Genomic DNA, 24,029 nt, shown 5'->3' with positions numbered 1-24,029 from the left:
GTCCCTAACCCGGTTGTCTTGAAAGGCCGCGTACTGACGCGTAGCCGCCAAGAAGGTGGCAAAAACCACCATCTGTTACGGTTTAGGAACAGTATCCCCTGAGGCTGGGAAAATATGCGTTAGACCATTTTGTTGAACTCTTTTCGCAACCGTTTTATAATTCGCTTTTCCAAACGGGAAATATACGACTGGGAGATCCCGAGCAAGTCCGCGACGTCTTTTTGCGTCTTCTCCTCTTCCCCAGCGAGGCCGAAGCGCAGCTCCATGATGATTCGCTCCCGCTCGGACAGCTTATCCAGCGCTTTTTTCAGCAGCTTGCGGTCTACCTGGTCTTCGATATTTTTATAGATCGTGTCATTTTCTGTACCGAGCACATCGGACAAAAGCAGTTCGTTGCCATCCCAGTCGATATTGAGCGGTTCGTCAAAAGACACCTCGGAGCGAATCTTGTTGTTGCGGCGCAAATACATCAAAATCTCGTTTTCGATACAGCGGGAGGCGTATGTCGCCAGCTTGATGTTTTTCTCCGGGTCAAACGTGTTGACCGCTTTAATCAAGCCGATCGTCCCGATGCTGACCAAATCCTCGATGTTGATCCCGGTATTTTCGAATTTGCGGGCGATGTAGACAACCAGCCGCAAGTTGCGCTCGATCAGCATGCCGCGCACGGCGGGATCGCCCGAAGGCAGGCGGCCCAGAAGCAGTTCCTCTTCTTCTCTCGTCAACGGTGGAGGCAATGCTTCACTCCCGCCAATGTAATAGACTTCTTCAGCGCGTGCACCAATCCACAGCAGGAAACGGTACCAGGTCAACTGGAGTTGTAGGCGAAGTTTTACATACATGATTAGCCCTCCTGTTTGAGAATAAAGGTAGGTTCTTGCGTATATGCTTCCATCATGGCAGGATGTACGATCGCCTGGTACTTGCCGTCTGCCGAAAGCGGAATCGGGTTAAGCCCGATCAGCACTTTTTCCGTTTCATAGCGAAGTCCTTCCTGTACAACCATCACATGATCCGGCTTGATCGCAAGCAAAAAATCCATTCCCCGCGACACGCTCCGGTACGGGATGAGCCGTACCCGAGCTTGCCATTCCAGCGGCAGGTCATCCCAGGATCCGTCCAGCTTCTCCCACACTCCACCGTTTTCATCGGTTTGTCGGAGAAGCGACGGCGGAAGCAGATGAGCCAGCATGCGGCTTTCGATAATCATCACCGGCAGACGCGTGATCGGCTCGTGCAGTTGATTGCCTGTATCCACGAGACCGCGGCAAATGACTTTTTCTTTTGCGACAGTCACCACGACATCGACGAGGAACGTCTCCATTCTTCGCGGCTCCTGAATCGCTTTGTAGCTCTTTTTCCCGAGGAAAAAGACGAGCAGAAACCCGATGACCACAATCGCGAGGGTAGGCTTGAAGCCCACTCCAAAACCGTCGTTGTGCGTCACAATCAATCCGTTGACAATTTCGTTTCGCGGCGCCAAAAAGTATTGAAGCCCGAATACTCCTCCGCCAAAAACAAAAGCGACAAAATAAAAAATGATCAAGTTTTGCGCAAAGGACAACAACCTCCTGTTCCCGAATGCGATCCACAGCATGAGAATGGAAAACAACAGCTTGACTGACCATTGATACATAGGCGAAAACGCAGGGAAAAAGAAAAAGACCAAATACGAACAACCGAACAATGAGGCCGCGATCATTCTCCACCACACCACGCGCTCTTTGCGAAAATACGCGGTAAACCAGAGCAACAAGGTATCAATAGCCAGGTTGAGGAGTAGAATGATATCAAGATACACAACCACTTGCCCTCACCTCCGATCTGTTTTCGCCTGGGCGAAAATCCGAGAGCTGCAAGAGTTGCCGTATGTGTAGCGCCAGGACGCCGCTTTTATAGCGCTGGCTCTATCAGTAAAAGCAGTATATATCAATGTGTATGTAAAGTCTGTCAATTCTTGACGGTGTTTTTTTGGATTTTTTGTCTAACGTTTTTGGTTCTATTTCAAGCAAATGCACAGCGTCGAGACGTTTTTCACAGAAAAAAGCCTTGTCTCCGAAAAGAGAACAAGGCTTTTCCACTTTTGTGGCCTATTTTTTGTTGCGACGACGATTTCGCAGGAATGCTGGAATATCGAGGTTGTCGAGATTGCTCATGGAGAAGAAGGACTTGTCATCCTCTTCTTCTTTGGCACGGCCCGTATTCGTGTTGGAAATCGGTGTCGGACGGTTGCCAGCGGTATTGATCGGTTGTTGCTGGCGGCGCGGTGCTTCCGGTACGCGCTGGGAATGCTCGAATCCCGTTGCAATGACCGTAACTACCAGTTCATTTTTCAAATCTTCGTTGATGACCGCACCGAAGATCATGTTTACATCTGGGTCTGCTGCCGAAGAAACGATATCTGCTGCTTCGTTTACTTCGTACAAGCTCAAGTTGGTGCCGCCTGTGATGTTCATCAGAACGCCGCGAGCACCGTCAATCGATGTTTCCAAGAGCGGGCTGGAAATGGCACGGCGAGCCGCTTCAGCCGCACGGTTTTCCCCGCTGCCTACGCCGATCCCCATCAAAGCGGAGCCGCGCTCGGTCATGATCGTCTTCACGTCTGCAAAGTCCAAGTTGATCAGACCCGGTACAGCGATCAGGTCGGAAATCCCTTGAACCCCTTGGCGCAAAATGTTGTCCGCTTCACGGAACGCTTCGAGCATAGGTGTGTTTTTATCTACGATTTCCAGCAAACGATCGTTAGGAATGACGATCAGCGTATCCACTTTTTCCTTGAGTGCCGCGATACCAGCCTCACCGTGCTGGGAACGCTTGCGCCCCTCGAAAGAGAAAGGACGAGTCACGACACCCACCGTAAGAGCGCCCATCTCCTTGGCGATCTCAGCGACAACAGGGGCTGCACCAGTACCGGTTCCTCCGCCCATTCCCGCCGTAACGAATACCATATCTGCACCGCGCAGAGCATTTTCAATCAAATCGCGGCTCTCTTCCGCCGCCTTTTTGCCGATTTCCGGATTCGCACCTGCTCCGAGACCGCGTGTCAGCTTTTCCCCGATTTGCAGTTTAATCTCGGCACTGGACAATTGGAGCGCCTGTGCATCGGTGTTCAGGGTGATAAATTCTACCCCTTTCACGCCGCCTGCAATCATGCGGTTTACAGCATTGCTGCCGCCGCCGCCGCACCCAATTACTTTAATTCGTGCAAAGGATTCCATGTCCATATCAAATTCCAGCATATTGCTAGTCCTCCCCAATTCAACATAAAAACTTGTGGCCCAAGAAGCCGATTGACAAACGAATGGGACATCCCGTTATTCTCTTCCATGATTTCAAAAGAACGAAACGTTCCAATTTTCGCCATTGTGCTAACTACGGCAAAGCGACTAAATAAATTCGCTAAACCAGTTTTTCACTTTTTCCATCAAACCGCCGCCTTCTTTTGGCTGCTTGGCAACGGTTTGCTTCTGAGTGCCCTTGAATGAGGGGGTGACGCGTACGCTGCGGCGCTCCATCAACTGCAAGGCATATTGAATCAAACCTACCCCTGTGGTGTAGGCAGGATCCCGCACTCCGATGTAATCAGGAATTGCGATGCGAACAGGTGCGTCCAATTCTTCTTTTGCCAATTCCAGCATGCCAGGCATTGCTACTGTACCGCCAGTCAGGACGTAGCCGCCTGCAATCTCGTCGCGGAAGCCCATCTTGTAGACAGCATCCTCGACTAATTGGAATATTTCTGCAGCGCGCGGCTCAATGATATTGGCCAAGTCTACTTGGGTAAACTGCTTTTCTACTTCACTGCCAATCCGGTTCACCTTGAATTTCACATCTTCAGAAGCTTCATCGATCAACGCACAACCGTTTTTTATTTTCACGCGGTCTGCCACATCCGTATGGGTACGCAATCCTAGTGAAATGTCGCTTGTGATATGGTCGCCACCGATGCCGATCACGGTGGTAGCGGCCAGCTTACCTTGCTCGAATACACCGATCGTGGTAGAACCCGCACCGATGTCGACAAGAACGACACCCATATTTTTGTCATCTTTGGATAGGGCAACCGTGCTAGCCGCAAGCGGTTGCAAGAAAATTCCAGCTACACGCAGATTGGTTCGTTGAGCACAGCGAACGATGTTATGTACAACCGTTTTCAATCCGGTTACAATGGTCCCTTCCATTTCCAGTCGGACACCAATCATCCCGCGAGGGTCTTTGATACTACCCTGCCCATCTACGATATACTCCTTTGGAACTACCTCGATGATTTCACGGTCCGGCGGAATCGCTACAACCTTCGCTGCCTGAATGACGCGTTGGATATCTTCTTCTCGTATCTCACGGTCTTCGCTGGATACAGCGACAACCCCTTGGGTTTCATGCAACTCGATATGGTTTCCAGTGATCCCCACATACACTTCTTCGATAGAAACGCCAACCATGCGTTCAGCATGATCGACTGCTTCCCGGATGGCATGCACGGTTTGGTCGATGTCAACAATCACGCCCTTCTTGATGCCTTCTGAGTGTGATTGTCCGACGCCGATGATGTTGATGGAACCGTTGTTGATCTCGCCGATCATGACGCGTACTTTGGATGTTCCAATGTCTAGGCTGACGATGAGTTCATTACTTACCAAACCTGTGACACCTCCCCTGCTACGTCTTTTGTCTTGCTAAAATGAGAACACCTGCATAAATTATTCCACACAGGACAACCATTCCCTTTTTTTCATCTAGAATTTTTGTAAAAAAATGACCATCTTCCCATTTGTTCGGGCTATTCTTGCTGATTGATCCAACGGGATAGAACTATTCTCCTAATCACAGCCAGGTTATTGAAGAGACGCACCCCGAAAGCCACGATGGCCGCCAGGTACAGATCAATCCCGAGGAAACCTCCGATGAAGGCCAGCCCAGCTGCAAAGAGCGTATTGAAAAAGAATCCGGACATGAAGATCCGAACGTTGAAGGTGCGTTCCAAGAAGGAGCGAATCCCCCCAAAGATCGTATCCAATCCAGCCAACAGAGCTATGGAAAGATAGCTGCTATACTCCTGGGGCACGCGCCAATCCAGAAGGAAGCCGACAGCGAGACCGACAATCAGTCCGATAAGCGGGAGCCACATGGTTACGAATCTCCTTTTTCTTTAACAGGTTTCATAAATTGGATGACACGTGTTTCTTTGTTTGCGGAAATCAACAGCTTGTCCCGTTTTTCGGCCAACACTTTTTTGTTCGCCAGCTGAAAGTTCTCTTCGACACCCTCCAGCTTCATCGCGGACAAAAGCACGTCGGGCTCTCCCAATGCTTTTATTTCATATGGAGGCTGTATCGTCCTCGTATCAATCTGGATGACAGCCCCTACATTGCGGATCGCGGAAGTGGCAATCAACCGATGATCGTTAATGGACACCGCTTGCGCTCCGTTCGCAAACAGGATATTGACCAGCCAACGCAAATCTTCATCGTCAATCGTGTATTCACCTACAACAGGCACCTGCATGTGTTCGTCCAGAATCGGCTCTGTAGGCGTGTGGGCATCGACAACTTCCAGCACGATGCCTTCCCCCTCGACCTCTACCATTCCAGCCATTCGACGGTTTCGCTCCAGCTCTTCCTTCATGACCGAAATGCTCTCGTCTTCACTTAATGCGGTTTCGTATTGGTAGTACAGCTGATTGTACTTGGAAATATCTGCAAGCAGGTTTTTGTGTTTCTCCAGCTCTTTTTGCAGCGTGGTCCGGAGTTCCGCAATGCTGCGAGACTCCTTATGTACCGGATGGAGGCTGCTGCGCAATTGCACAGCCAACATCACACCTATGATAGCACTAATAATGGCAAGAATAAACGTGATTTTACGGCTTTTTTGTAACATAGGGCAAACGCATCCTTTTACCTTTTAGGAGTGTTTCGTTTTGGCGTCACCAACGAAGGCCGGGAGCTGCACCTTCTCTTTTTTCGCCAAGTCGATTTGAACAAAGTCTTGCAGAGATTGCAATACTCCTCCTGGCAAATGGAGGGCACTCTCCATCGTCTCAGGATTGCCGATTGCCGAGATGACAAAAGGAGCGGCAGACTTGATTCCGTTGACGATGATCGTCGGACCGACACAGCGGATGGAAGAGTTGCTTACCAGTCTCTGGCCGTTGATGCTGATCGCCTCGGCTCCCGCTGCGCGCAGTTCATTGACGACCAGACGCACATCTTGCTCATGCACGATGTAATTGGCGATGTCCGAGCTGCTTGCTGCCGATTGGCTGTCCTGCATCGTGATGACAAGACCAGGGCCTTCTACAGCGACCACGCCGGAGAGCATACGCGCAGCCTCCAGCTGGGCGAGTGTGTCGGCTGCCTCAGATTTTTGCTGAGCCATCGCTTCCTCGACTTTGCCTACCTGGCGCTGCAAATCAATCAGCTGGTTTTCCAAATGCCTGTTTTGTTCTTTTTCGGATAAAATCCGGTCATTCAATTGTGTTTCCTGCTGGAACAGCTGATCATTCAACCGCTCTTTGCGCGTGAGCTTGGTAGTCTCAAACGAGGTTGCTACCAGAAAGCCTGTACAAAGCGTCACGACGGTTAAATAAAGATGAAATTTGCGGCGACGACTCATTGTCTGCTACCCCTTTTTTCTTTACTGCGGCTTTTCTGTCTGCTCCTGGTTGCCTGCTATCGGAATGGCATCACTTCCCGCACCGTACGGAACAAACCACGGCTGCTCGAACATGGAGAGCACCCCTTTTGTTCCTGCCGGCAGCTCTGCCACGATCGCCGGATACCAGTTCAACATTTTATCCAGCTTGTAGACCACGCTGCGCACTTCGTTTCCGTCGCGCATGTACAAGGTTACCCGCTGCTTATCGTACACCGTTGGCGTCAGAGTTATGTCCGAAATTTCGGCGAGCACATTCGGTGTGAGGCGGGACAACGCTTTGGCGAGATTGGGGAGCAGCTCAGGCGCTGCCCAGGAGCTGATCAAGGGCCTGTCCACCACGCGATCGGCAAAATTCACCTGCTTCAGCACCTTGCCGTTTTCGAGCAGCGGATAGCGGCTGCCGTCTTGTCCATTCCAGAAGGCGACGCGCTTTTGCTCCGTTACGTGCAGCCGGATCACTCCCGGAAAAGAACGGCTGACCGTCACGTTCTTGACGCCCTCAAGCGGCGCCAAATTGCTTTGCACGCTGCTCTCCCACACATTGAGAAATTGCATGTCGCGTTGCAGACCCGATTGCTGGACGATTTGCTCTGTGGTGTAAATGTCGTTTCCGATAACCTGGATTTCCTGCACCTTGCTGTACGGTGAGCGAATAAAAACAATGATAAGTACAGTAAGAAAAAACAGCACGAGCCAAAATACCAGTTTACGGTTTCCTTTTCGTCTGGGACGTTGCTGCTTGACTTGCGGAATGCGTTCCTCAATTACCGCCATGGCCGAATCCTTCCTCATGCATTCTAGGCTCATCGCCCGCAAGATAATTCATTCAAAAGGGAATAAATGGATTTCTTCCAAATAAATGTAACTATACAAAACAGGGAAAGCGGCATAGCACTATGCCGCTTGACTTCCCTCGATCATATCGAAACCCTCGTGATGTCGGCTCCCAGCCTGCGCAATTGCTCTTCCAGGCGATCGTATCCACGATCGATATGATGAATCTGATTCACCGTCGTAATGCCTTCTGCCGCAAGCCCTGCCAATACGAGAGCAGCGCCTGCTCGCAGATCTGTCGCTTCCACATTCGTGGCGGTCAGCTTCCCGACGCCGCGAATGATAGCAGAGCCGAGATCTACGTATATAGAGGCGCCCATTCGCGCCAATTCATTCACATGTTTGAATCTTCCTTCAAAAATCGTTTCCTTGATGACGCTGGTTCCCCTCGCCTGTGACAGAAACACCATCAGCTGCGCCTGCAGGTCAGTCGGAAACCCTGGATACGGCGAGGTGATGATCCGGTCGTAAGCACGAGGACGGGAGTTGCTTTTGATTTCCATTATATCATGGCGGGTCTTGATTTCAACACCACAGCTACGGGCAACCTCAATCAATGCCGTGAGTTGCTCAGGCAATGTATTGGTCAGCTCCACATGCCCTTGGGCAATGCCGACCGCCAGCACATACGTCCCCGTCACAATTCTGTCGGGAATGATCCGGTAGCTGACGGAGCGAAGCCGCGGTACGCCGCTGATTTCAATCGTATCGGTTCCTGCCCCTCTTATTCGCGCACCCATGGCGTTCAGGAAGTTTTGCAGGTCGATAATCTCCGGCTCCCGAGCCGCATTACAGATGCGTGTCGTCCCTTTTGCCAAGACTGCCGCCATCATGATATTTTCCGTCGCGCCCACGCTGGGGAAGGAAAGAAAGATGTTGGTCCCGCGCAATTGCTTTGCCCGAAAAGTAATGTAGCCTTCGGATTCTTCTATTTTAGCCCCGAGTGCCGTAAGACCAGACAAATGCAGGTCAATTCGGCGTTCACCAATGTCGCAGCCACCGGGACGCGATATGGTGACTTCACCCAACCTGGCCAGAAGCGGCCCGGCGAGAAAAATAGAAGATCGCATCTGGCTCATTAAATCATCTGGCACATGCGGGACGGAGACAGACGTTGTATCCAGATCGACGCAACCGTCCACGTGCTTCGTGTTGGCCCCCAGTGCCGTCATTATCTCCAGCATGACTTTGATATCTTTCAAATGGGGGACATCGTAGATATAGAATTGCCCTTCCGCAAGAACAGCAGCGGCAAGGATGGGAAGAGCAGCGTTCTTAGCTCCTTGGATCCGAAGCGAACCGGACAGAGGTCTTCCGCCTTCGATCGCAAAAGTCTCCAAACTTTCACCTCCGTGTTACCCCTCGCCCACCACCAGAACTTCCGGATGCAGATCAATTCCGTATTTCGCAAGAATTGTGCTCCGAACATGCTCAATCAAGGTGAGGACGTCGGTAGCCGTGGCTCCCCCGCAATTCACGATGAAATTCGAGTGTTTTTCTGAAACCTGAGCTCCACCGATTTGATAGCCTTTCAGCCCCGCTGCTTCTATCAGACGCCCTGCGTGATCGTTCGGCGGGTTGCGGAACACACTGCCCGCACACGGCATTTGCAACGGCTGTGTCTGGCGTCGCCGATCCTTGTTGGTCGCAAGTGTCGCGGCAATCTGCTTGCGATCGCCTGGACGCAGTTGAAAACGGGCTTCCAGCACAATCCCTTTTTCTTTTTGCAAAAGAGAAGTCCGATAGCTAAAGCTCAGTTCGTCGTTACTCAACACCTTACATTCGCCGTTTGCGAAAAGAATCTCGGCTTCAATAAGAATACGTGAAAGATCAGATCCGTGTGCCCCTGCATTCATATAGACGGCTCCGCCTACCGTACCAGGAATCCCTCCTGCGAATTCCATCCCTGTTAATCCCATCTTGCCTGTCTCCACCGCCAGGCGGATCATGGAATATCCGGCACCCACACACACCTCTTCACCCCTGAACTCGCAGTGGCTCAAGCCCTCAGCCACTTTGAACACGGCTCCGCGAATCCCTCCGTCCCTCACCAGAAGGTTGGAGCCGCGCCCGATAACACTCCAAGGAATTTCATGACGATGGATGATCTGCAAGGCTTTTAGCAAGGATTCTTTGTCCTTGGGCTGGATTAACAAATCAGCAGGACCGCCAACCCGCCATGTCGTATGATTGGCGAGAGGCTCATTGGTCCACACTTTTCCGATCCCTGCTTGCTTCAGCTCATCTGCAATATTTATCATTTGTGAACCTCCTGATACGTTTGCTAGGTCGGACCTGTAAGTCTTCTCACGTGTTTGCTCCATACTATGCGATCGCCCAGATCGGCGTGACAATCGCCCATCTGATCATTTTTTTGCGGAGACTTCCTGCAAGGTGCGCACGATTTCCGTGGCTGCTTTCGGCATTCCCAGCGACAGGGCGCTCTCTTTCATTTGCTTCCACAGCTCATCGCTGTGCAGCAAGCTTTCCACTTCCTGAAGCAGGCGCTCTCCTCTCAGCTCCTTCTCCACAATGACTCGCGCTGCACCTGCACGTTCAAGGCCGCGCGCATTTTTCTCCTGATGGTTGTTTGTCACATACGGAGACGGAATCAAAATCGACGGAACGCCGAGAGCCGTCACTTCTGCCAAGGTAGATGCACCTGCACGTCCGACCAGTATATGTGTCGCCGCCAAAACGTCCGGCATGTTATGGACGAATGGAAGCACGGAAATGTTCTCGGGAAGCTTCCCTTTTGCGGCAAGCTCGCTGGAGATTTTATCAAAGTGAACATCTCCGGTTACGTATACAAAATGAGTATCGGCATATTTGCCCAACTCGGTAACAACAGAAAGCACCGCTTCATTGATCGCCCTCGCTCCCCGGCTGCCGCCAAAGATCAGGACGATTTTTTTGCCTGCGTCTACCCCCAGAAAGCCACGGCCCGCCTCCGCGTTGCCATGCATCACTTCTGTCGCCCGCGGATTGCCGGTAAACACGGTTTTCCCCTCTGGAAAGTACGCGAGAGACTCTGCAAAAGATACGGCCACCCGAGTAGCCGAGCGCGACAAAAATTTGTTGGTCAGACCAGGAACGACGTTTTGTTCGTGGATCAAGGTCGGGATGCCCAAGCGCGAGGCTGCGTAGACGACTGGCCCGCAGACGTATCCCCCCGTGCCCACGACGACATCCGGTTGAAAATCGCGCAGCATTTTTTTCGCATCCGACACGGCCCGGACGAATTTCCACAAGGTCTTCAGGTTGTCCAGCGACAGCTTCCGCTTCAACCCGCTGATCTCGACGGACTGAAAAGGAATTTCTGTTCGCGGTACGAGCTGGGCTTCCAACCCTTTTTTACTGCCGATATACAAAAAGGCAGCCTGCGGAGTTTGGCGAGAAACTTCCCTCGCCACCGCAAGCGCCGGATAAATATGTCCACCTGTGCCACCGCCTGTAAGGACGACGCGCATACTCTCACACCCTTTTTATGCAGAGAAAACAGATTGCCCACGTGCGAAGCATCGCACCTTTTTCCTGCTGTTCATTCATGATCGAGAAAACCGAGATATGTTCAGGAGAACGCCGACACCTGTGAGCATCAGTGTCAGGGATGATCCTCCATAGCTTAAAAACGGCAGCGTGATCCCCGTCACCGGAAACATGCCTGTCACTACCCCGATGTTGATGACGACCTGGATCGCAATCATTCCGATGATCCCGAGCGCCAAAAGGCTGCCGAACAGATCGGGGGCCGTGATCGCTGTGCGCATCCCTCTCCACAAAAGCAGCAGGAACAACAGCAAGATGAGCGTACCGCCGATGAAGCCGAGTTCTTCCGCCACAATGGAGAAAATGAAGTCATTGTACGGTTCCGGCAAGTACAGATGCTTTTGCCTGCTTTGTCCCAAACCGAGGCCGAGCAAACCGCCCGGGCCGATCGCATACAGCGATTGAATGATTTGGTAGCCTGTATTGAGCGGGTCAGACCAAGGATCGAGAAAAGAAGTAATCCGCTTGATGCGGTAAGGAGCTGACAGTACCAGTCCGATGAAGCCAACCACCCCGATCATGCCCAAGCCGACAAAGTGGCTGATTCGCGCTCCTGCCGCGAAAATCATCACAATCGCCGTGCCTGTCAATACCGTGCCTGTACCCAAGTCGGGCTGAAGCATGATCAGGCCGAAACAAACCATCGGAATCGCCAGAGCGGGCATCAATCCTTTGCGGAACTGCACAATTTGCTTCTGGTTGTCGGACAGCCACCGCGCCAAAAACGCGACGACGCCGAGCTTGGCAAACTCGCCAGGCTGGATTCCGAAAGCCCCGAAGCCAAGCCAGCTTTTCGAGCCGTTCACTTCAATCCCGACGATAAGCACCAGAATCAACAGCCCGATACTGGCGTAAAAGCCCGGCTTGGCCCATTGTTTCCATACCCAATAGTCGATGTTCATCGTGATGTACATCGATGTGATGCCGAGCAAGGCAAAAATCAGCTGCCGCTTGGCAAAAAAGTACGGATCGGAAAAGGGTGGCTTCTGGGCGACGATCGCACTGGCGCTGTACACCATCACGATGCCAATTCCCAATAAAAAAAGTGTTGCAAAAATAATTACGAAGTCGGGGGCAGAGCGTACCTTGCTCATAGTGCCAGGTCATCCTTTCTCATGCCGTCCCGTTTCACGCTGTATTCATGAAGCTTTTGTGGGACGTTATGCTAGGCTTGTTTTAAGTCTATGCACGCCGTCCTTAAACATGCTCCCCCGTGCTTCAAACGAAGGGAACATATCCCAACTCGCACACGCCGGGCTGAGCAGCACCACGTCACCTGATTGCGCCAACCGGGAAGCAGCAAGAACGGCTTTCTCCACAGTATCGACATGGATTCGCTCGTTAATCCCTGCTTCTTCCGCCCGCGCAAGCAAAATCGGTGCGGTCTGGCCCAATGCGATGACCGCTTTTACCCTGCCCTTGATGACAGGCAAAAGCTCCTTGAAATCAACACCGCGATCCAACCCGCCGCAAATCCAGACGACAGGCTCCTGGCACGCCTGCAAGGCACGGGAAGCCGCCTCCGGATTGGTCGCTTTGGAATCGTTGAAATACTTCACTCCGGCGATGGAATCCACGTATTCCATGCGATGTTCTACCCCGGCAAAAGTCGAAAGCACCTGCACGATCGCACGCGTATCAGCGCCAGTCAGCTTCGCTACCAGAATCGCGGCGAGCGCATTGTCCAAATGCGGGACCGTGATCTCGTCGACAGCGATAATCGCCTCTGTCCCGCCCTGTCCATCGGCGAACAAAATGACGCCATCCTGGACGAATGCCCCGCGCGGAACTTGCTGCGTTTTGCTGAAATAGTACGTCTGTGCGGGAAGCTCGCCGCATTTCGCGAGAATGTCCGGCTGGTCAAACGGCAAAATCGCCATATCGTCTGCGGTCTGATTGGCGAACATTTTCAGCTTGGCGTCGAGATACTCTTCCAGCGTATGGTGATAGTCGAGATGAGCAGGGTACAGATTGAGCAAAACACCGATGTGCGGACGAAATTCTCGCGTTCCCATGAGCTGAAAGCTGCTCAGCTCTGCGACCAGCCACTGGTCTGGCCCAGCTTCCTCCGCAAGACCGCAAAGGACGGTTCCGATGTTGCCGCCAACGAGCACATCAAGACCCGCTTCCTTGAGAATTTGTCCAACGAGCGTCGTCGTGGTTGTCTTTCCGTTGGAGCCCGTGATGCCGATGATCGGTGCCTTGGCAATCTGGGAGGCAAGCTCTACCTCCGTCACGACAGGAATACCGAGAGCAAGCGCCTGCTTCACTGGCGGCGCTTCATAAGGGATTCCCGGATTTTTCACAACGAGAGACACCCCCGGATGAATCAAATCTTCCGGATGGTGCCCGCAAATGACGGTAATTCCGAGCGCTTCCAGCTCCTCGATCCCGCTCGCTTCTTCCCGCGGCTTTTTATCGTTAACCACGACATGAGCGCCAAAGCGGTGCAGCAGTTTTGCCACTGCTACACCGCTTTTCGCCATTCCTAAAACGACTACGTGCTGATTATGATAACGCATCATCTGATTGTCACCACCTCAAGGTATACACCCAATCCGGCAAAGAACATGCCGACCAGCCAGAAGGTGACGACGACACGCCACTCGGACCAGCCTGTCAATTCAAAATGATGGTGAAGCGGGCTCATGCGAAAAATTCGTTTGCCCCGTGTCTTGAAAGAAACGACCTGCAAGATGACAGACAGTGTCTCCACGACAAACACCCCACCGACAATCGCCAAAAGCAGCTCTGTTTTCGTCATGATCGCAATTCCGGCGAGTGCTCCCCCCAAACCGAGCGAGCCTGTGTCCCCCATGAACACGCGGGCCGGATGGGCATTGAACACGAGGAAGCCGAGAACCGCACCGACGACGGCTGCACTGAAAATCGCCGTGTCGTAATCTTGCCCGAACCAGGCAATGATGGCGTACGCCCCGAAAGCGATCGCTCCCGTACCAGCCAAAAGGCCGTCCAGACCGTCCGTAATGTTTACGGCGTTGGTCGTGCCGACGAGCAAGAACAAGAGGAACGGGAAGTAGAAATAGCCCAGCTCCAGCTTCCATGGCGTGCCTGGCAAATGCAGCGACGTGTCATGCCCCATCATCAGCAGCAAAATATACGCGCCGATAGCCAGCACAATCTGACCGGCAAACTTTTGTCTGGCGGTCAAGCCGAGGTTGCGCTTCTTCCTGATCTTGATAAAGTCATCCAAAAATCCGATCAAACCGTAGCCGAGTGTCACCAGTAACAGGAAGTAAATTTCCATTGTAGCATTGGCAAACTTCAACACGGTAAATATAAGTGCCAGCAGAATGATGGTGCCCCCCATCGTAGGGGTACCAGCCTTCTTGAAGTGGGATTGCGGTCCTTCCTCCCGAATTGCCTGCCCAAATTTCAGGCGGCGAAGGAAGGGAATAAACAGTGGGCCAATCAGTACGGCAATGAGAAACGCGGCGACGATCGTGACGATTAGGACGTTGTCAGCGAACATGCCCGAGCCTCCTTTCTTTCGATGCCAATGTGTCGCATCTGTCTCTATTCTTGGTTGTACCGGGCAATCGCTTCCCGCGCAACTTCACGGTCGTCGAAGGGCAGTACTTGATCTTTGATGATTTGATACGTCTCATGGCCTTTTCCGGCGATCAAAATGACATCGTCCGGCTTCGCCAAGGAAACGGCATAATGAATCGCTTCACGGCGGTCCGTCACTGCCGTGTAACGCGCAGCAGACACATCGCGCACGCCTGCGAGCATGTCGGCAAGGATCGCCTGCGGCTCCTCGGAGCGAGGATTATCTGATGTTAAGACGGTCATATCCGCGTATTTCGTTGCGATTTGCGCCATAATCGGGCGCTTCGTGCGGTCGCGGTCTCCCCCGCAGCCCACGATGCAGAACACGTTGCCTTTGGCAAATTCCTTGACGGTCATCAAGGCGTTTTCCAGACTGTCCGGCGTATGCGAGTAATCGACGAGAACAGCGAACGGCTGACCCGCATCTACGGCTTCAAAACGTCCGTTGACACCAGCTACTGCTTCCAGGCTCGCCTTGATGTCTTCGAGGCTCACGCCTTCTGCAAGTGTAACCGCCATGGCTGCCAATGCGTTATACACATTGAATTTCCCCATCAGCTTCAGGTTGAGGTCAATCGTACCCGCAAAGGTTTCCGCCGTAAACGAGGTTCCTTTGCTCGTAATCTCGATGTTTTTAGCCTGGACGTCTGCCGGCTGGTCGATGCCGTACGTCACGACGCGCGCAGGTGTCACGGTTGCATACAGCTTCGATGCCTCGTCATCTGCGTTCAGCACGGCTGTCTTCAGGCAATTCGGATCGTAGTGGTTCCCGAGCTGGGAAAACAGCAAAGACTTGGCGTAGCGATAGTTTTCCATCGTTTTATGATAGTCGAGATGATCTTGCGTCAAATTGGTAAAGACCGCGGTATGGATGTCGCAGCCGCGCACCCGTCCCAACTCAAGCGCATGAGAGGACACCTCGATGATCGCATAGTCTGTGTTCACATCGCACATGCGACGGAAGCTTCTTTGCAGATCCACGGCATCGGGAGTCGTATTTTTCACTTCTTCGATAACATCCCCGATTCGCATGTGGATCGTGCCAATCAAGCCTGTTTGCTTGCGCCGATCGCGCAGGATCTTGTCGATCAGATGAGTGGTGGTCGTCTTCCCGTTTGTCCCCGTAACCCCAATCACCTTTAACTCTCTTGTGGGAGATCCGAAAATACGATCAGCCAGCATAGCCATTGCCCGCCGGGTATCCGGCACCCTGACAATAGTCGCTGGCACGTCCAGATCTTGTTCGGATAACACGGCAACGGCGCCATTTTTCACCGCCTGGGCCGCGAACGTATGACCATCCACGGTATACCCTGTCAGACATACAAACAAGTAGCCCGGTTTAACCTGGCGCGAGTCTGCTGTCAAACCCGTAATCTCCATACTGTCATCCCCCGAAACCTTCACTGGCAACAAAGGCATGAGCAGATCCCGTAGAAACATGAAACAGGCACCCCATTCTCCAACTTAGTATAGACAGAAATTTGCCCTTTTTTACCGAAATGACACGAATCCGTTTTGGTGACGAACAAAGGCAGAGCGATTGTAGACAAGCCTACTTCCCTCCGCCTTCGAAATCTCATTTTATAGCTAATTGCTCAATTTGTCACCAAGATGTATGCGAATTTTTCCGCCCTCTTCAATTTTTACTCCCGGTGCTGGCGACTGCGCAATCACATAGGTGCCTTTGCCCGAAACGACCAGCGGAAGCGTCTCGTACGTCTGGACGACATCTTTCATCGTCTGCCCGACCATATTCGGTACTTCGATCGGTTCCCGCTCGCCCAAAGCTTTGTTGATTTCCTTGGCAATCCCGTCTTTGCGCTTGGGCACATTCAGGTGCTGCAAGGAAGATTCAATGATGCTCTTGACGCTGGGCGCGGCAATCAGTCCGCCAAAAGCCAGTGCTTTCGGATTGTCGACTGCAAAATAAACGACAATTTGCGGATCGTCTGCCGGAGCAAAGCCGATGAAGGATACGATGTACTCCCCGTCCATGTATCGTCCGTTCTTGACCTTTTGCGCGGTTCCTGTCTTCCCGCCGACACGGTAGCCTTCGATGTACGCCTTGTTCCCTGTCCCTTGGGCGACGACACTCTCCAGGGCGTACCGGACTTTTGCGGAAGTCTCTGCCGAGATGACCTGCCGCACTTCCGTCGGCAGCGTCCGCGCTACGATATCGTGTGTGACACTATCGCGCCATTCCTTGGCGACGAACGGCTTCATCAGCTTCCCGCCGTTGATCGCTGCCGAAACAGCCGCCATTTGCTGGATGGGCGTAACGGAAACGCCTTGCCCGAACGAGGTCGTGCCCAGTTCAACCGGACCGACGCGGTTCAGATTGAACAACAGCCCGTTCTCTTCTCCGATCAAATCGATTCCTGTTTTTTGTCCGAAGCCAAATTTTTTGATGTATTCAAACAGGCGTTCTTTTTGCAGCCGCTGGCCCATCGTCACGAAACCCGGGTTGCACGAGTTCTCCACGACTTCCAGCATCGTCTCCTGGCCGTGTCCTTGCCGTTTCCAGCAGCGCAGCCGCTTTCCCGCGACCGTAATGAAGCCGGGGTCGTAGAAGCCTTCATCGAGCGATACGACGCCCTCGTTCAACGCCGCAGCGAGCGTGACAATCTTGAATGTCGAACCTGGCTCATACGTTTTCCAGATGGGCAAATTCCGGTTGTACACTTCCGTCGGGTAGTTCTGATATTCGTCCGGCTGGAACGTCGGACGGCTGCCCATCCCCAAAATTTCCCCCGTCTTTGGATTCATCGCGATCGCCAGAACATCATCGGGCTGATAGGCGACCACAGCCTGATCCAGCTCCCGTTCGATGAACGACTGGATCGCACTGTCGATGGTCAGATACATGTCCATTCCGCTTACCGGAGCTACGTAATCTTCGGAGCCGCCGGGCATCACGCGTCCTTTGGCGTCAGAGGGAAACGAAATGTGTCCGTCCGTTCCTTTTAAAAATGGATCGTAAATCTTTTCCAGTCCGGTCAACCCTTGATTGTCGATCCCGGTAAAGCCCAAAATATGCGCGGCCATGGAGCCATTCGGATAAAAGCGCTTGGAATCCCCGGCCAAGTAAATCCCCGGCAGGTTCAGCTCCTGGATTTTTCGCGCTTTTTCGATCGGCAGCTTTTTCCCGCCCGGAATCTTGTCATTGCTCATTTGTTTCTTCGTGATCGCCTGGTACACATCTTCTTCTTTTTGCTCCAAAATGATCGCGAGTTGCCGGGCTGTCTCCTTCGCATCCTTGATTTGTGCGGGAACGGCGACAACGGTTGGCACTGTCATGTTGGAGACCAGCTCATTGCCGTTCCGATCGAGAATCCGGCCGCGATTTGGCTTGAAGTCGATTTCCCGATTCAACAGCTGGTCAGCCATTTGCGCCAGCTTCGGCCCTTCTACCAGTTGCACATACCCGAGTCGGGTGATGAGCGCCGTATACAGGACAATGCCGATGACAAGCGATATAAAAATGCGACGGCGTACAGTAGCATTGGATACCCGCAAAGCGAGTCCCCCCTCGAATAGGTTGTCTCTTCCTTACCTTATTCGTCGGGGGGACGGGATAGAACTATGGAGTTGGACTTGTCTGACCTGCTTGTGTGCCCGCTGGAGGAGCTTGCTGGTTGGACCCGGTGCTTCCCTGCTGTCCGCCCTGCTGACCCGCAGGCTGCTCTCCAGTCGGATTCGTCGGCGCAGTCGTTCCAGTTCCAGACGCTGGCGGCGGCGTAGCGCCATCAGGTGACGCTGTGCCTGCTGGCGCTGTGCCTTCCTGCGGTTGTGGCGCGGGCGGCGGCTGCGACTCTGATTGCAGCGTAATCAGCAGCTTCTCTTTGCCTGTGAGCGCCGTGCCCGGAGCGATGCTCTGCTGTACGACAAAGCCTGTTCCTGCGGCTTGCACGTCGATATTCAAAAGCGAAGTAAATTCCATGACTTCGCGCAGCGACTTCCCTTTGAAATCAGGCATCTTCGCCCCATCCAGACGATCCGTCACCAAAATGATTTGCTTGCCAGGCACTGTTTGCTCGTAAGCGGCAGGATATTGCTCCACGATTTTCGTGCCTGTTCCGAGCACCGTCACCGTCAGATTGTCCTGCTTCGCGCGCAGTTGCGCCGCCGTCGTCGACATCCCTTCAAACTTGGGCAAAGTCTGACTCGCTACAGGCTGAGCCGCCAATACTTGTGCTTGTGATTTCTTGTCGTTTTTCCCGTTTCCTTTATCCGATTCCACCCGCGAGAAATCCGGCTGCTGTTGCAAATATTGCAAACTGCGCTCCATGATCGTCTTGAACGTGGGCGCAATCATCGTTTTTCCCCAGTATATATACGAATCACTCGTTTCTGGGTCATCAATGACAACGTACACGAGCAGACGCGGGTTGTCTTTTGGCGCAAAACCGATAAAGGAAGCGATGTAGTGGCCGTCCATGATTTTGCCTGTGTTCGGGTCGTACTTTTGCGCCGTTCCCGTCTTCCCTGCGACGTGGTAGCCGTCGATCGCGTACAGCTTCCCTGTTCCGTGCTCGCCTGTCACGACCGTTTCCAAAATATCGCGGGTTTTCTTCGCGGTCGCTTCTGAAACGACCCGTCTCTGCACTTCGCGTTCACTGCGCTTCACAACCGCTCCGGTGTGCGGGTCGCGCAATTCTTTGACGATATGCGGCTTCAACAGCTCGCCGCCATTGGCAATCGCCCCGACTGCGGCGATCTGCTGAATAGCTGTAACTGTCACCCCTTGTCCGAAAGTCGACGCTGCCCAGTCACGCGGAGAGCGCGGCTTCTCCAGGTTGATCAGGTTTCCTTCTTTCTCGTAAGGCAGTTCGATTTCGGTCAAAGAACCTATCCCGAACTTTTTAAAGTACGCCCTGAGCTTTTCCAGCTTGAGGCGTTCGTAGCCGAGCTTCGCGAACATTACGTTACTGGAACGCTGAACCCCTTCCAGAAACGTAATTCTTCCCCAGCCCACCCCGTTGTTGTGGTCGCGGATCGGAACTTGTCCCTTGATCGTGTATTTACCAGAGTCGTACGTCTCATTTGGATTGAACAGCCCTTCTTCAATCGCGGCTGCAAGCGTAATGATCTTGAACGTGGAACCAGGCTCGAACATGGAAGTGATCGCATGGTTTGTATAGTTGGTAATCCCGTTATAGTATGTATTGGGATTAAATTGCGAACGATTGCCCATCGCGAGAATCTCGCCCGTCTGCGGATCGGAGACGATGACTGTCATGCCTTTTGGCTTGTACTGGCGATCGACGACATCCAGCGCTTGCTCGACGTAATCCTGGATTTGCCTGTCAAGGGTGAGGTAGACGTCGTAGCCGTCTTTTGCCGGGACGTATTGGCCCTGGCTGTCCGGAAGCTGATAGCCTGCCCCGTCTCTTTTATACTCCATCTGCCCTTGTTCTCCGGCCAGTTCCTTGTTGAGCTGAAGCTCGATTCCCATTTTCGGCTGGTCGTACAGGTCCAAGTACCCGATTACGTGTGAGGCAAAGCTGTTGTTCGGGTACACACGTCTGGTCGTTTCATTTAAAAAGATCCCCGGAAGCTGGTTTTCTTCCACTTGCTGCCCACTGGGAAGCTTGGGAAATTGCAGCGCCAAAATCCGGTTTTTTTGTTCCTCGCTAATTTTTCTGCCATAGCGGCCCAGCTCGACTACCGTGTTCGGCTTGGTCAGCATTTTCACAAGTTCAGGAACCGGAGCGTTGAGGATCGGGGCAAGAGCATTCGCTGTATAGTAAGGGTCCTTGACGAAATCCTTGTCCTTGTCATCGCGCCCCTTCAACCTGGCGTTCACCGTGTACGCCTTGCCATCGAAAGCGAGAATTTCGCCGTTTCGATCCTTGATCGCTCCGCGCATCGGTTGCAGCGTCCGAGCCCGATCCCATTGTTCCGTAGCCTTATCCATAATTTTGCTTGCTTCCACCGTCTGAATCCAGTAAATCCTCAGACTCAAGGTGGAAAAAATCAAGATCAGGCACAACGCACAAATAAGGATGCGCCAGTTCACCAGTCGTTTCGTATCCATTTCCACTCACTCCATCACGTCATTGATCGGGGGTAAGAAAAAAATGTTACCGCACAATAGACGCAGTAACATTGATTTAAGGCTGGTTTGGCTTTTGTTGAAGCGAACTCGCCTTTCCGTTCTCCTGACCAATCGTATGTACGGCATTCGCATTGTACACCATGCCTTGTCGCTCGGCTTCTCTCTGGATGCGATCGCGGTTGCTGAGTTGCTCGATTTGCAGTTTCAGAGTGGCGTTGTTTTCGGCTATCAGGCGATTCTCTTTTTTGGTGCTCTGGATTTCATAGTTCATTTGGGAAATTTGCGAGTATCTTACCCCGACCATTCCCAGACCGGTTACTGTCAGCGAGATAAACAAGAGATAGAGCAACTTTTCGCCTGTCGGAATGGTAGGCTTGATTCGGACTGTTCGTTTTGTTGTTTTGGTGACGGAGCGGGATTCCTTTTCCAGTTCCATTGCCAGATTGCCTTGGTAGTAATAGCTCAACGTTTTCTCACCCCTTCTTCCTCGTCGCTTTTGCTCACTCTAGACCTTTTCCGCTACCCGCAGCTTCGCGGAGCGTGCGCGCGGATTGACTTGCAGTTCTTCTTCTGACGGCAAAATCGGCTTGCGCGTGATGATTTTGACGATCGCTTCGTTTCCGCATGTGCAAATCGGGAACGCTGGCGGGCATGTGCAGCCTTTGGCATAATCCTGGTACACTTGCTTGCAAATGCGATCTTCCAGCGAGTGGAACGTGATGACACTCACGCGGCCAGCCGGATTCAAAAGCTCGATCGCATCGATGACGGCTTCTTTGAACGAGTCCAGCTCGTCGTTGACGGCAATGCGGATCGCCTGAAATGTTCGCTTCGCAGGATGTCCGCCTGTGCGTCGCGCCGCTGCCGGAATCCCTTCCTTGATCAGCTCGACCAGTTCGCCTGTTGTTTGAATCGGCTGCTTTTTGCGCTGTTGCACGATTTGCCGGGCAATTCGCCGGGAAAATTTCTCTTCTCCGTACAGCCAGATGATCTTGGCAATCTCTTCTTCGTCCCATTCGTTGATGATGTCATAAGCGGACAAGGGCGCTTGCTGATCCATTCGCATGTCGAGCGGCGCATCGGCGTTGTAGCTGAAACCGCGCTCCCCCTCGTCAAGCTGTGGCGAAGACACTCCCAAATCGAACAGGATGCCGTCTACACCTGTAAGCCCCAAATCTTTGACAATCTCCTTCAGATGGCGAAAATTGCTTTTGACCAATGTTACCTTATCCATATAGGGAGCCAGGCGTTCCCGGGCATTTTCATGCGCCCAGTCGTCCTGATCAATGGCAATCAAACGACCGCCATCGGTCAAACGGGAAGCAATCAGGCTGCTGTGACCAGCTCCGCCAAGTGTGCAATCCACATAGATGCCTCCAGGCCGAATGTTCAGGCCGTCTACAGCCTCATCCCTCAATACTGTTACATGATGAAACGACAATGTCGTCACTCCTGTTCTTCTCGCTGCTACAAATTAAAATCAACCAGTTTCTCAGCAATTTCTCCAAAAGAGCCTTCCGACTGGGCGAAATAATCTTCCCAACGTTCTTTGCTCCACACCTCTACGCGGTTGGACACACCGATGATCACACATTCTTTTTGCATGCCCGCATGCTCGCGGAGATTGGGCGGTATGTTTACCCTTCCCTGCTTGTCCCACTCGCATTCGGTTGCACCGGAAAAGAAAAACCGTGTAAAAGCGCGTGCATCTGCTTTGGTGAAAGGAAGCGTCTTGAGCTTTTCCTCCAGCTGCTTCCACTCTTCCAGCGGATAAGCGAACAAGCATTGGTCAAGTCCGCGGGTAATGACAAAGGAAGCTCCGAGTCCTTCACGGAATTTCGCAGGGATGGTCAGGCGGCCTTTTTCGTCGATGCTATGCTGGTATTCCCCCATGAACACGCCCTGGTCCCCCACTTTCTTGTCCTGTGGCTCCACTTTCCCCCACTTTTCCCCACCTTGTCGCCTACTTGCTATTATAAAAAAAAATCCTGCGTTTGTAAGCAGGATTTTTTCGCTGATTTTTTTGCCGGGAAAGGACGGGTTTCGCGTCTTATTCGACCCAGCTATCGAGATACGATTTTTGCTCATCGGTCAATTTGTCGATACCGATGTTCAATGCTTCCAATTTGTACTGAGCAACCATGGCATCCAGCTCGTAAGGCACGTTCAGTACCTTCTTGCCGATTTGCTCGTACTGTTCATTGACGTGCGCCAAGGAAACAGCTTGCAGCGCGAATGTCATGTCCATGATTTCAGCTGGGTGACCGTCGCCTGCTGCCAGGTTTACGAGGCGGCCTTCTGCCAGAAGGTACAGTTTTCGACCGTCTGCCATGACAAATTCTTCGATGTCTTTGCGCACGATTCGTTTCGATGTCGACAAAGCGCCAAGCTCGACTTTGTTCACTTCGACATCGAAGTGGCCAGCGTTGGACAAGATAGCGCCATCTTTCATCACTTCAAAATGCTCTTTGCGGATCACATCGCGGTTTCCGGTTACGGTCACGAAGTAGTCGCCGTGTTTTGCAGCTTCGCTCATCGGCATCACTTCGAAGCCATCCATGTACGCTTCTACCGCTTTGATCGCGTCGATCTCGGTTACGATTACTTTCGCGCCAAGACCTTTCGCGCGCATAGCTACCCCTTTGCCGCACCAGCCGTAGCCAGCAACAACGACCGTTTTGCCTGCTACTACGAGGTTTGTCGTGCGGTTGATACCATCCCATACGGATTGGCCTGTACCGTAGCGGTTGTCAAACAAATATTTGCAGAAAGCGTCGTTCACCGCTACCATCGGGAACTCCAACTTTCCTTCTTTTTCCAGTGCTTTCAGGCGCAGGATACCTGTTGTCGTTTCTTCTGCCCCACCGCGCACTTGAGCCAGCAGATCGCGGCGCTCGCTGTGCAGGATGGTCACCAGGTCGCCACCGTCGTCAATGATCAGGTCAGGGCGAGTTTCCAGCGTTTTGATCAGATGCTCTTTGTATTCAGCAGGGTCTGGATTGTACTTCGCAAAAACGCGAATGCCGTCTTCAACCAGAGCCGCGCAAATGTCGTCTTGGGTAGACAATGGGTTGGAGCCAGTGATGGTCACTTCTGCGCCACCAGCTTGCACCACTTTTGCCAGGTAAGCTGTTTTTGCTTCCAGGTGCAAGGAGATTGCCACTTTCAGTCCCGCAAACGGCTGCTCTTTTTCGAAGCGCTCGCGAATGCGGTTAAGAACTGGCATATGCTCTTTTACCCAGTCAATTTTCAAATGGCCGCTATGGGCAAGCGACATGTCTTTTACAATGCTTTCTGAAACCGTGTTCATGTATGGGTAACCTCCTTTATCTCATAACACAACCTTGTCTATCATATC

21 protein-coding genes are annotated in these 24,029 nt (G+C 52.5%); all 21 read right to left on the bottom strand.

The genetic code is table 11. From position 1 onward, the window contains the following. Positions 1-119 precede the first annotated feature (119 nt). Complete coding sequence (gene sigE / locus M2298_RS08210; protein ID WP_063230402.1) at positions 120-842, bottom strand: RNA polymerase sporulation sigma factor SigE; 723 nt, start codon at positions 840-842, stop codon at positions 120-122. A gap of 2 nt (positions 843-844) precedes the next feature. After that, complete coding sequence (gene spoIIGA / locus M2298_RS08205; protein WP_122965014.1) at positions 845-1,807, bottom strand: sigma-E processing peptidase SpoIIGA; 963 nt, start codon at positions 1,805-1,807, stop codon at positions 845-847. Between the two features lie 283 nt (positions 1,808-2,090). Then, positions 2,091-3,239, bottom strand: a complete 1,149-nt coding sequence (ftsZ, locus tag M2298_RS08200) for a cell division protein FtsZ (protein ID WP_122965013.1) — start codon at positions 3,237-3,239, stop codon at positions 2,091-2,093. A gap of 147 nt (positions 3,240-3,386) precedes the next feature. Beyond that, positions 3,387-4,640, bottom strand: a complete 1,254-nt coding sequence (gene ftsA, locus M2298_RS08195; protein WP_122965012.1) for a cell division protein FtsA — start codon at positions 4,638-4,640, stop codon at positions 3,387-3,389. Positions 4,641-4,780: 140 nt separating this feature from the next. Further along, on the bottom strand, positions 4,781-5,128 hold the full coding sequence (locus M2298_RS08190) for a small basic family protein (protein ID WP_005832967.1): 348 nt from the start codon (positions 5,126-5,128) through the stop codon (positions 4,781-4,783). Positions 5,129-5,130: 2 nt separating this feature from the next. Then, positions 5,131-5,877 (bottom strand): DUF881 domain-containing protein, encoded by a 747-nt coding sequence (locus M2298_RS08185; RefSeq protein ID WP_122965011.1) that lies wholly within the window; start codon positions 5,875-5,877, stop codon positions 5,131-5,133. A gap of 24 nt (positions 5,878-5,901) precedes the next feature. Then, positions 5,902-6,612 (bottom strand): DUF881 domain-containing protein, encoded by a 711-nt coding sequence (locus M2298_RS08180; protein WP_063230397.1) that lies wholly within the window; start codon positions 6,610-6,612, stop codon positions 5,902-5,904. A gap of 21 nt (positions 6,613-6,633) precedes the next feature. Then, positions 6,634-7,428, bottom strand: a complete 795-nt coding sequence (locus M2298_RS08175; RefSeq protein ID WP_173599288.1) for a cell division protein FtsQ/DivIB — start codon at positions 7,426-7,428, stop codon at positions 6,634-6,636. A 143-nt stretch (positions 7,429-7,571) separates the two neighbouring features. Beyond that, positions 7,572-8,828, bottom strand: coding sequence for a UDP-N-acetylglucosamine 1-carboxyvinyltransferase (murA, locus tag M2298_RS08170; protein WP_122965009.1), 1,257 nt, complete (start codon positions 8,826-8,828; stop codon positions 7,572-7,574). Between the two features lie 15 nt (positions 8,829-8,843). After that, positions 8,844-9,749, bottom strand: a complete 906-nt coding sequence (gene murB, locus M2298_RS08165; protein WP_122965008.1) for a UDP-N-acetylmuramate dehydrogenase — start codon at positions 9,747-9,749, stop codon at positions 8,844-8,846. Between the two features lie 105 nt (positions 9,750-9,854). Beyond that, the gene (gene murG / locus M2298_RS08160) at positions 9,855-10,958 is read right to left on the bottom strand and encodes an undecaprenyldiphospho-muramoylpentapeptide beta-N-acetylglucosaminyltransferase (protein ID WP_173597038.1); all 1,104 of its coding nucleotides are present in this window, start codon (positions 10,956-10,958) and stop codon (positions 9,855-9,857) included. A 75-nt stretch (positions 10,959-11,033) separates the two neighbouring features. Beyond that, positions 11,034-12,131: a stage V sporulation protein E gene (gene spoVE / locus M2298_RS08155; protein ID WP_122965006.1), complete on the bottom strand. Its 1,098-nt coding sequence runs from the start codon at positions 12,129-12,131 to the stop codon at positions 11,034-11,036. Positions 12,132-12,197: 66 nt separating this feature from the next. Beyond that, the gene (gene murD / locus M2298_RS08150; protein WP_122965005.1) at positions 12,198-13,562 is read right to left on the bottom strand and encodes a UDP-N-acetylmuramoyl-L-alanine--D-glutamate ligase; all 1,365 of its coding nucleotides are present in this window, start codon (positions 13,560-13,562) and stop codon (positions 12,198-12,200) included. Further along, the gene (gene mraY, locus M2298_RS08145; RefSeq protein ID WP_122965004.1) at positions 13,559-14,530 is read right to left on the bottom strand and encodes a phospho-N-acetylmuramoyl-pentapeptide-transferase; all 972 of its coding nucleotides are present in this window, start codon (positions 14,528-14,530) and stop codon (positions 13,559-13,561) included. Before mraY ends, murD begins: the two co-directional genes overlap by 4 nt. Positions 14,531-14,574: 44 nt before the next feature. Further along, positions 14,575-16,053, bottom strand: coding sequence for a UDP-N-acetylmuramoyl-L-alanyl-D-glutamate--2,6-diaminopimelate ligase (locus M2298_RS08140; RefSeq protein WP_173597037.1), 1,479 nt, complete (start codon positions 16,051-16,053; stop codon positions 14,575-14,577). A gap of 147 nt (positions 16,054-16,200) precedes the next feature. Then, positions 16,201-18,129 carry a stage V sporulation protein D gene (locus tag M2298_RS08135; RefSeq protein WP_122965002.1) on the bottom strand — a complete coding sequence of 643 codons (1,929 nt, stop codon included), beginning with the start codon at positions 18,127-18,129 and terminating at the stop codon, positions 16,201-16,203. A 64-nt stretch (positions 18,130-18,193) separates the two neighbouring features. Continuing rightward, positions 18,194-20,650, bottom strand: a complete 2,457-nt coding sequence (locus tag M2298_RS08130) for a penicillin-binding protein (protein WP_173597036.1) — start codon at positions 20,648-20,650, stop codon at positions 18,194-18,196. A 76-nt stretch (positions 20,651-20,726) separates the two neighbouring features. Further along, on the bottom strand, positions 20,727-21,137 hold the full coding sequence (gene ftsL, locus M2298_RS08125; protein ID WP_122965000.1) for a cell division protein FtsL: 411 nt from the start codon (positions 21,135-21,137) through the stop codon (positions 20,727-20,729). 39 nt (positions 21,138-21,176) lie between these two features. Then, a complete protein-coding gene (rsmH, locus tag M2298_RS08120) occupies positions 21,177-22,121 on the bottom strand; it encodes a 16S rRNA (cytosine(1402)-N(4))-methyltransferase RsmH (protein ID WP_122964999.1) in 945 nt (314 codons plus the stop codon). A gap of 17 nt (positions 22,122-22,138) precedes the next feature. After that, positions 22,139-22,570, bottom strand: a complete 432-nt coding sequence (mraZ, locus tag M2298_RS08115; protein ID WP_063230384.1) for a division/cell wall cluster transcriptional repressor MraZ — start codon at positions 22,568-22,570, stop codon at positions 22,139-22,141. Positions 22,571-22,721: 151 nt separating this feature from the next. Next, positions 22,722-23,981, bottom strand: a complete 1,260-nt coding sequence (locus M2298_RS08110; RefSeq protein WP_122964998.1) for an adenosylhomocysteinase — start codon at positions 23,979-23,981, stop codon at positions 22,722-22,724. Positions 23,982-24,029 lie beyond the last annotated feature (48 nt).

Source organism: Brevibacillus sp. 1238, from assembly GCF_029892995.1.
In the GTDB taxonomy this organism is placed as follows: domain Bacteria; phylum Bacillota; class Bacilli; order Brevibacillales; family Brevibacillaceae; genus Brevibacillus; species Brevibacillus parabrevis.
This window is presented reverse-complemented; position numbering and strand designations above follow the sequence as displayed.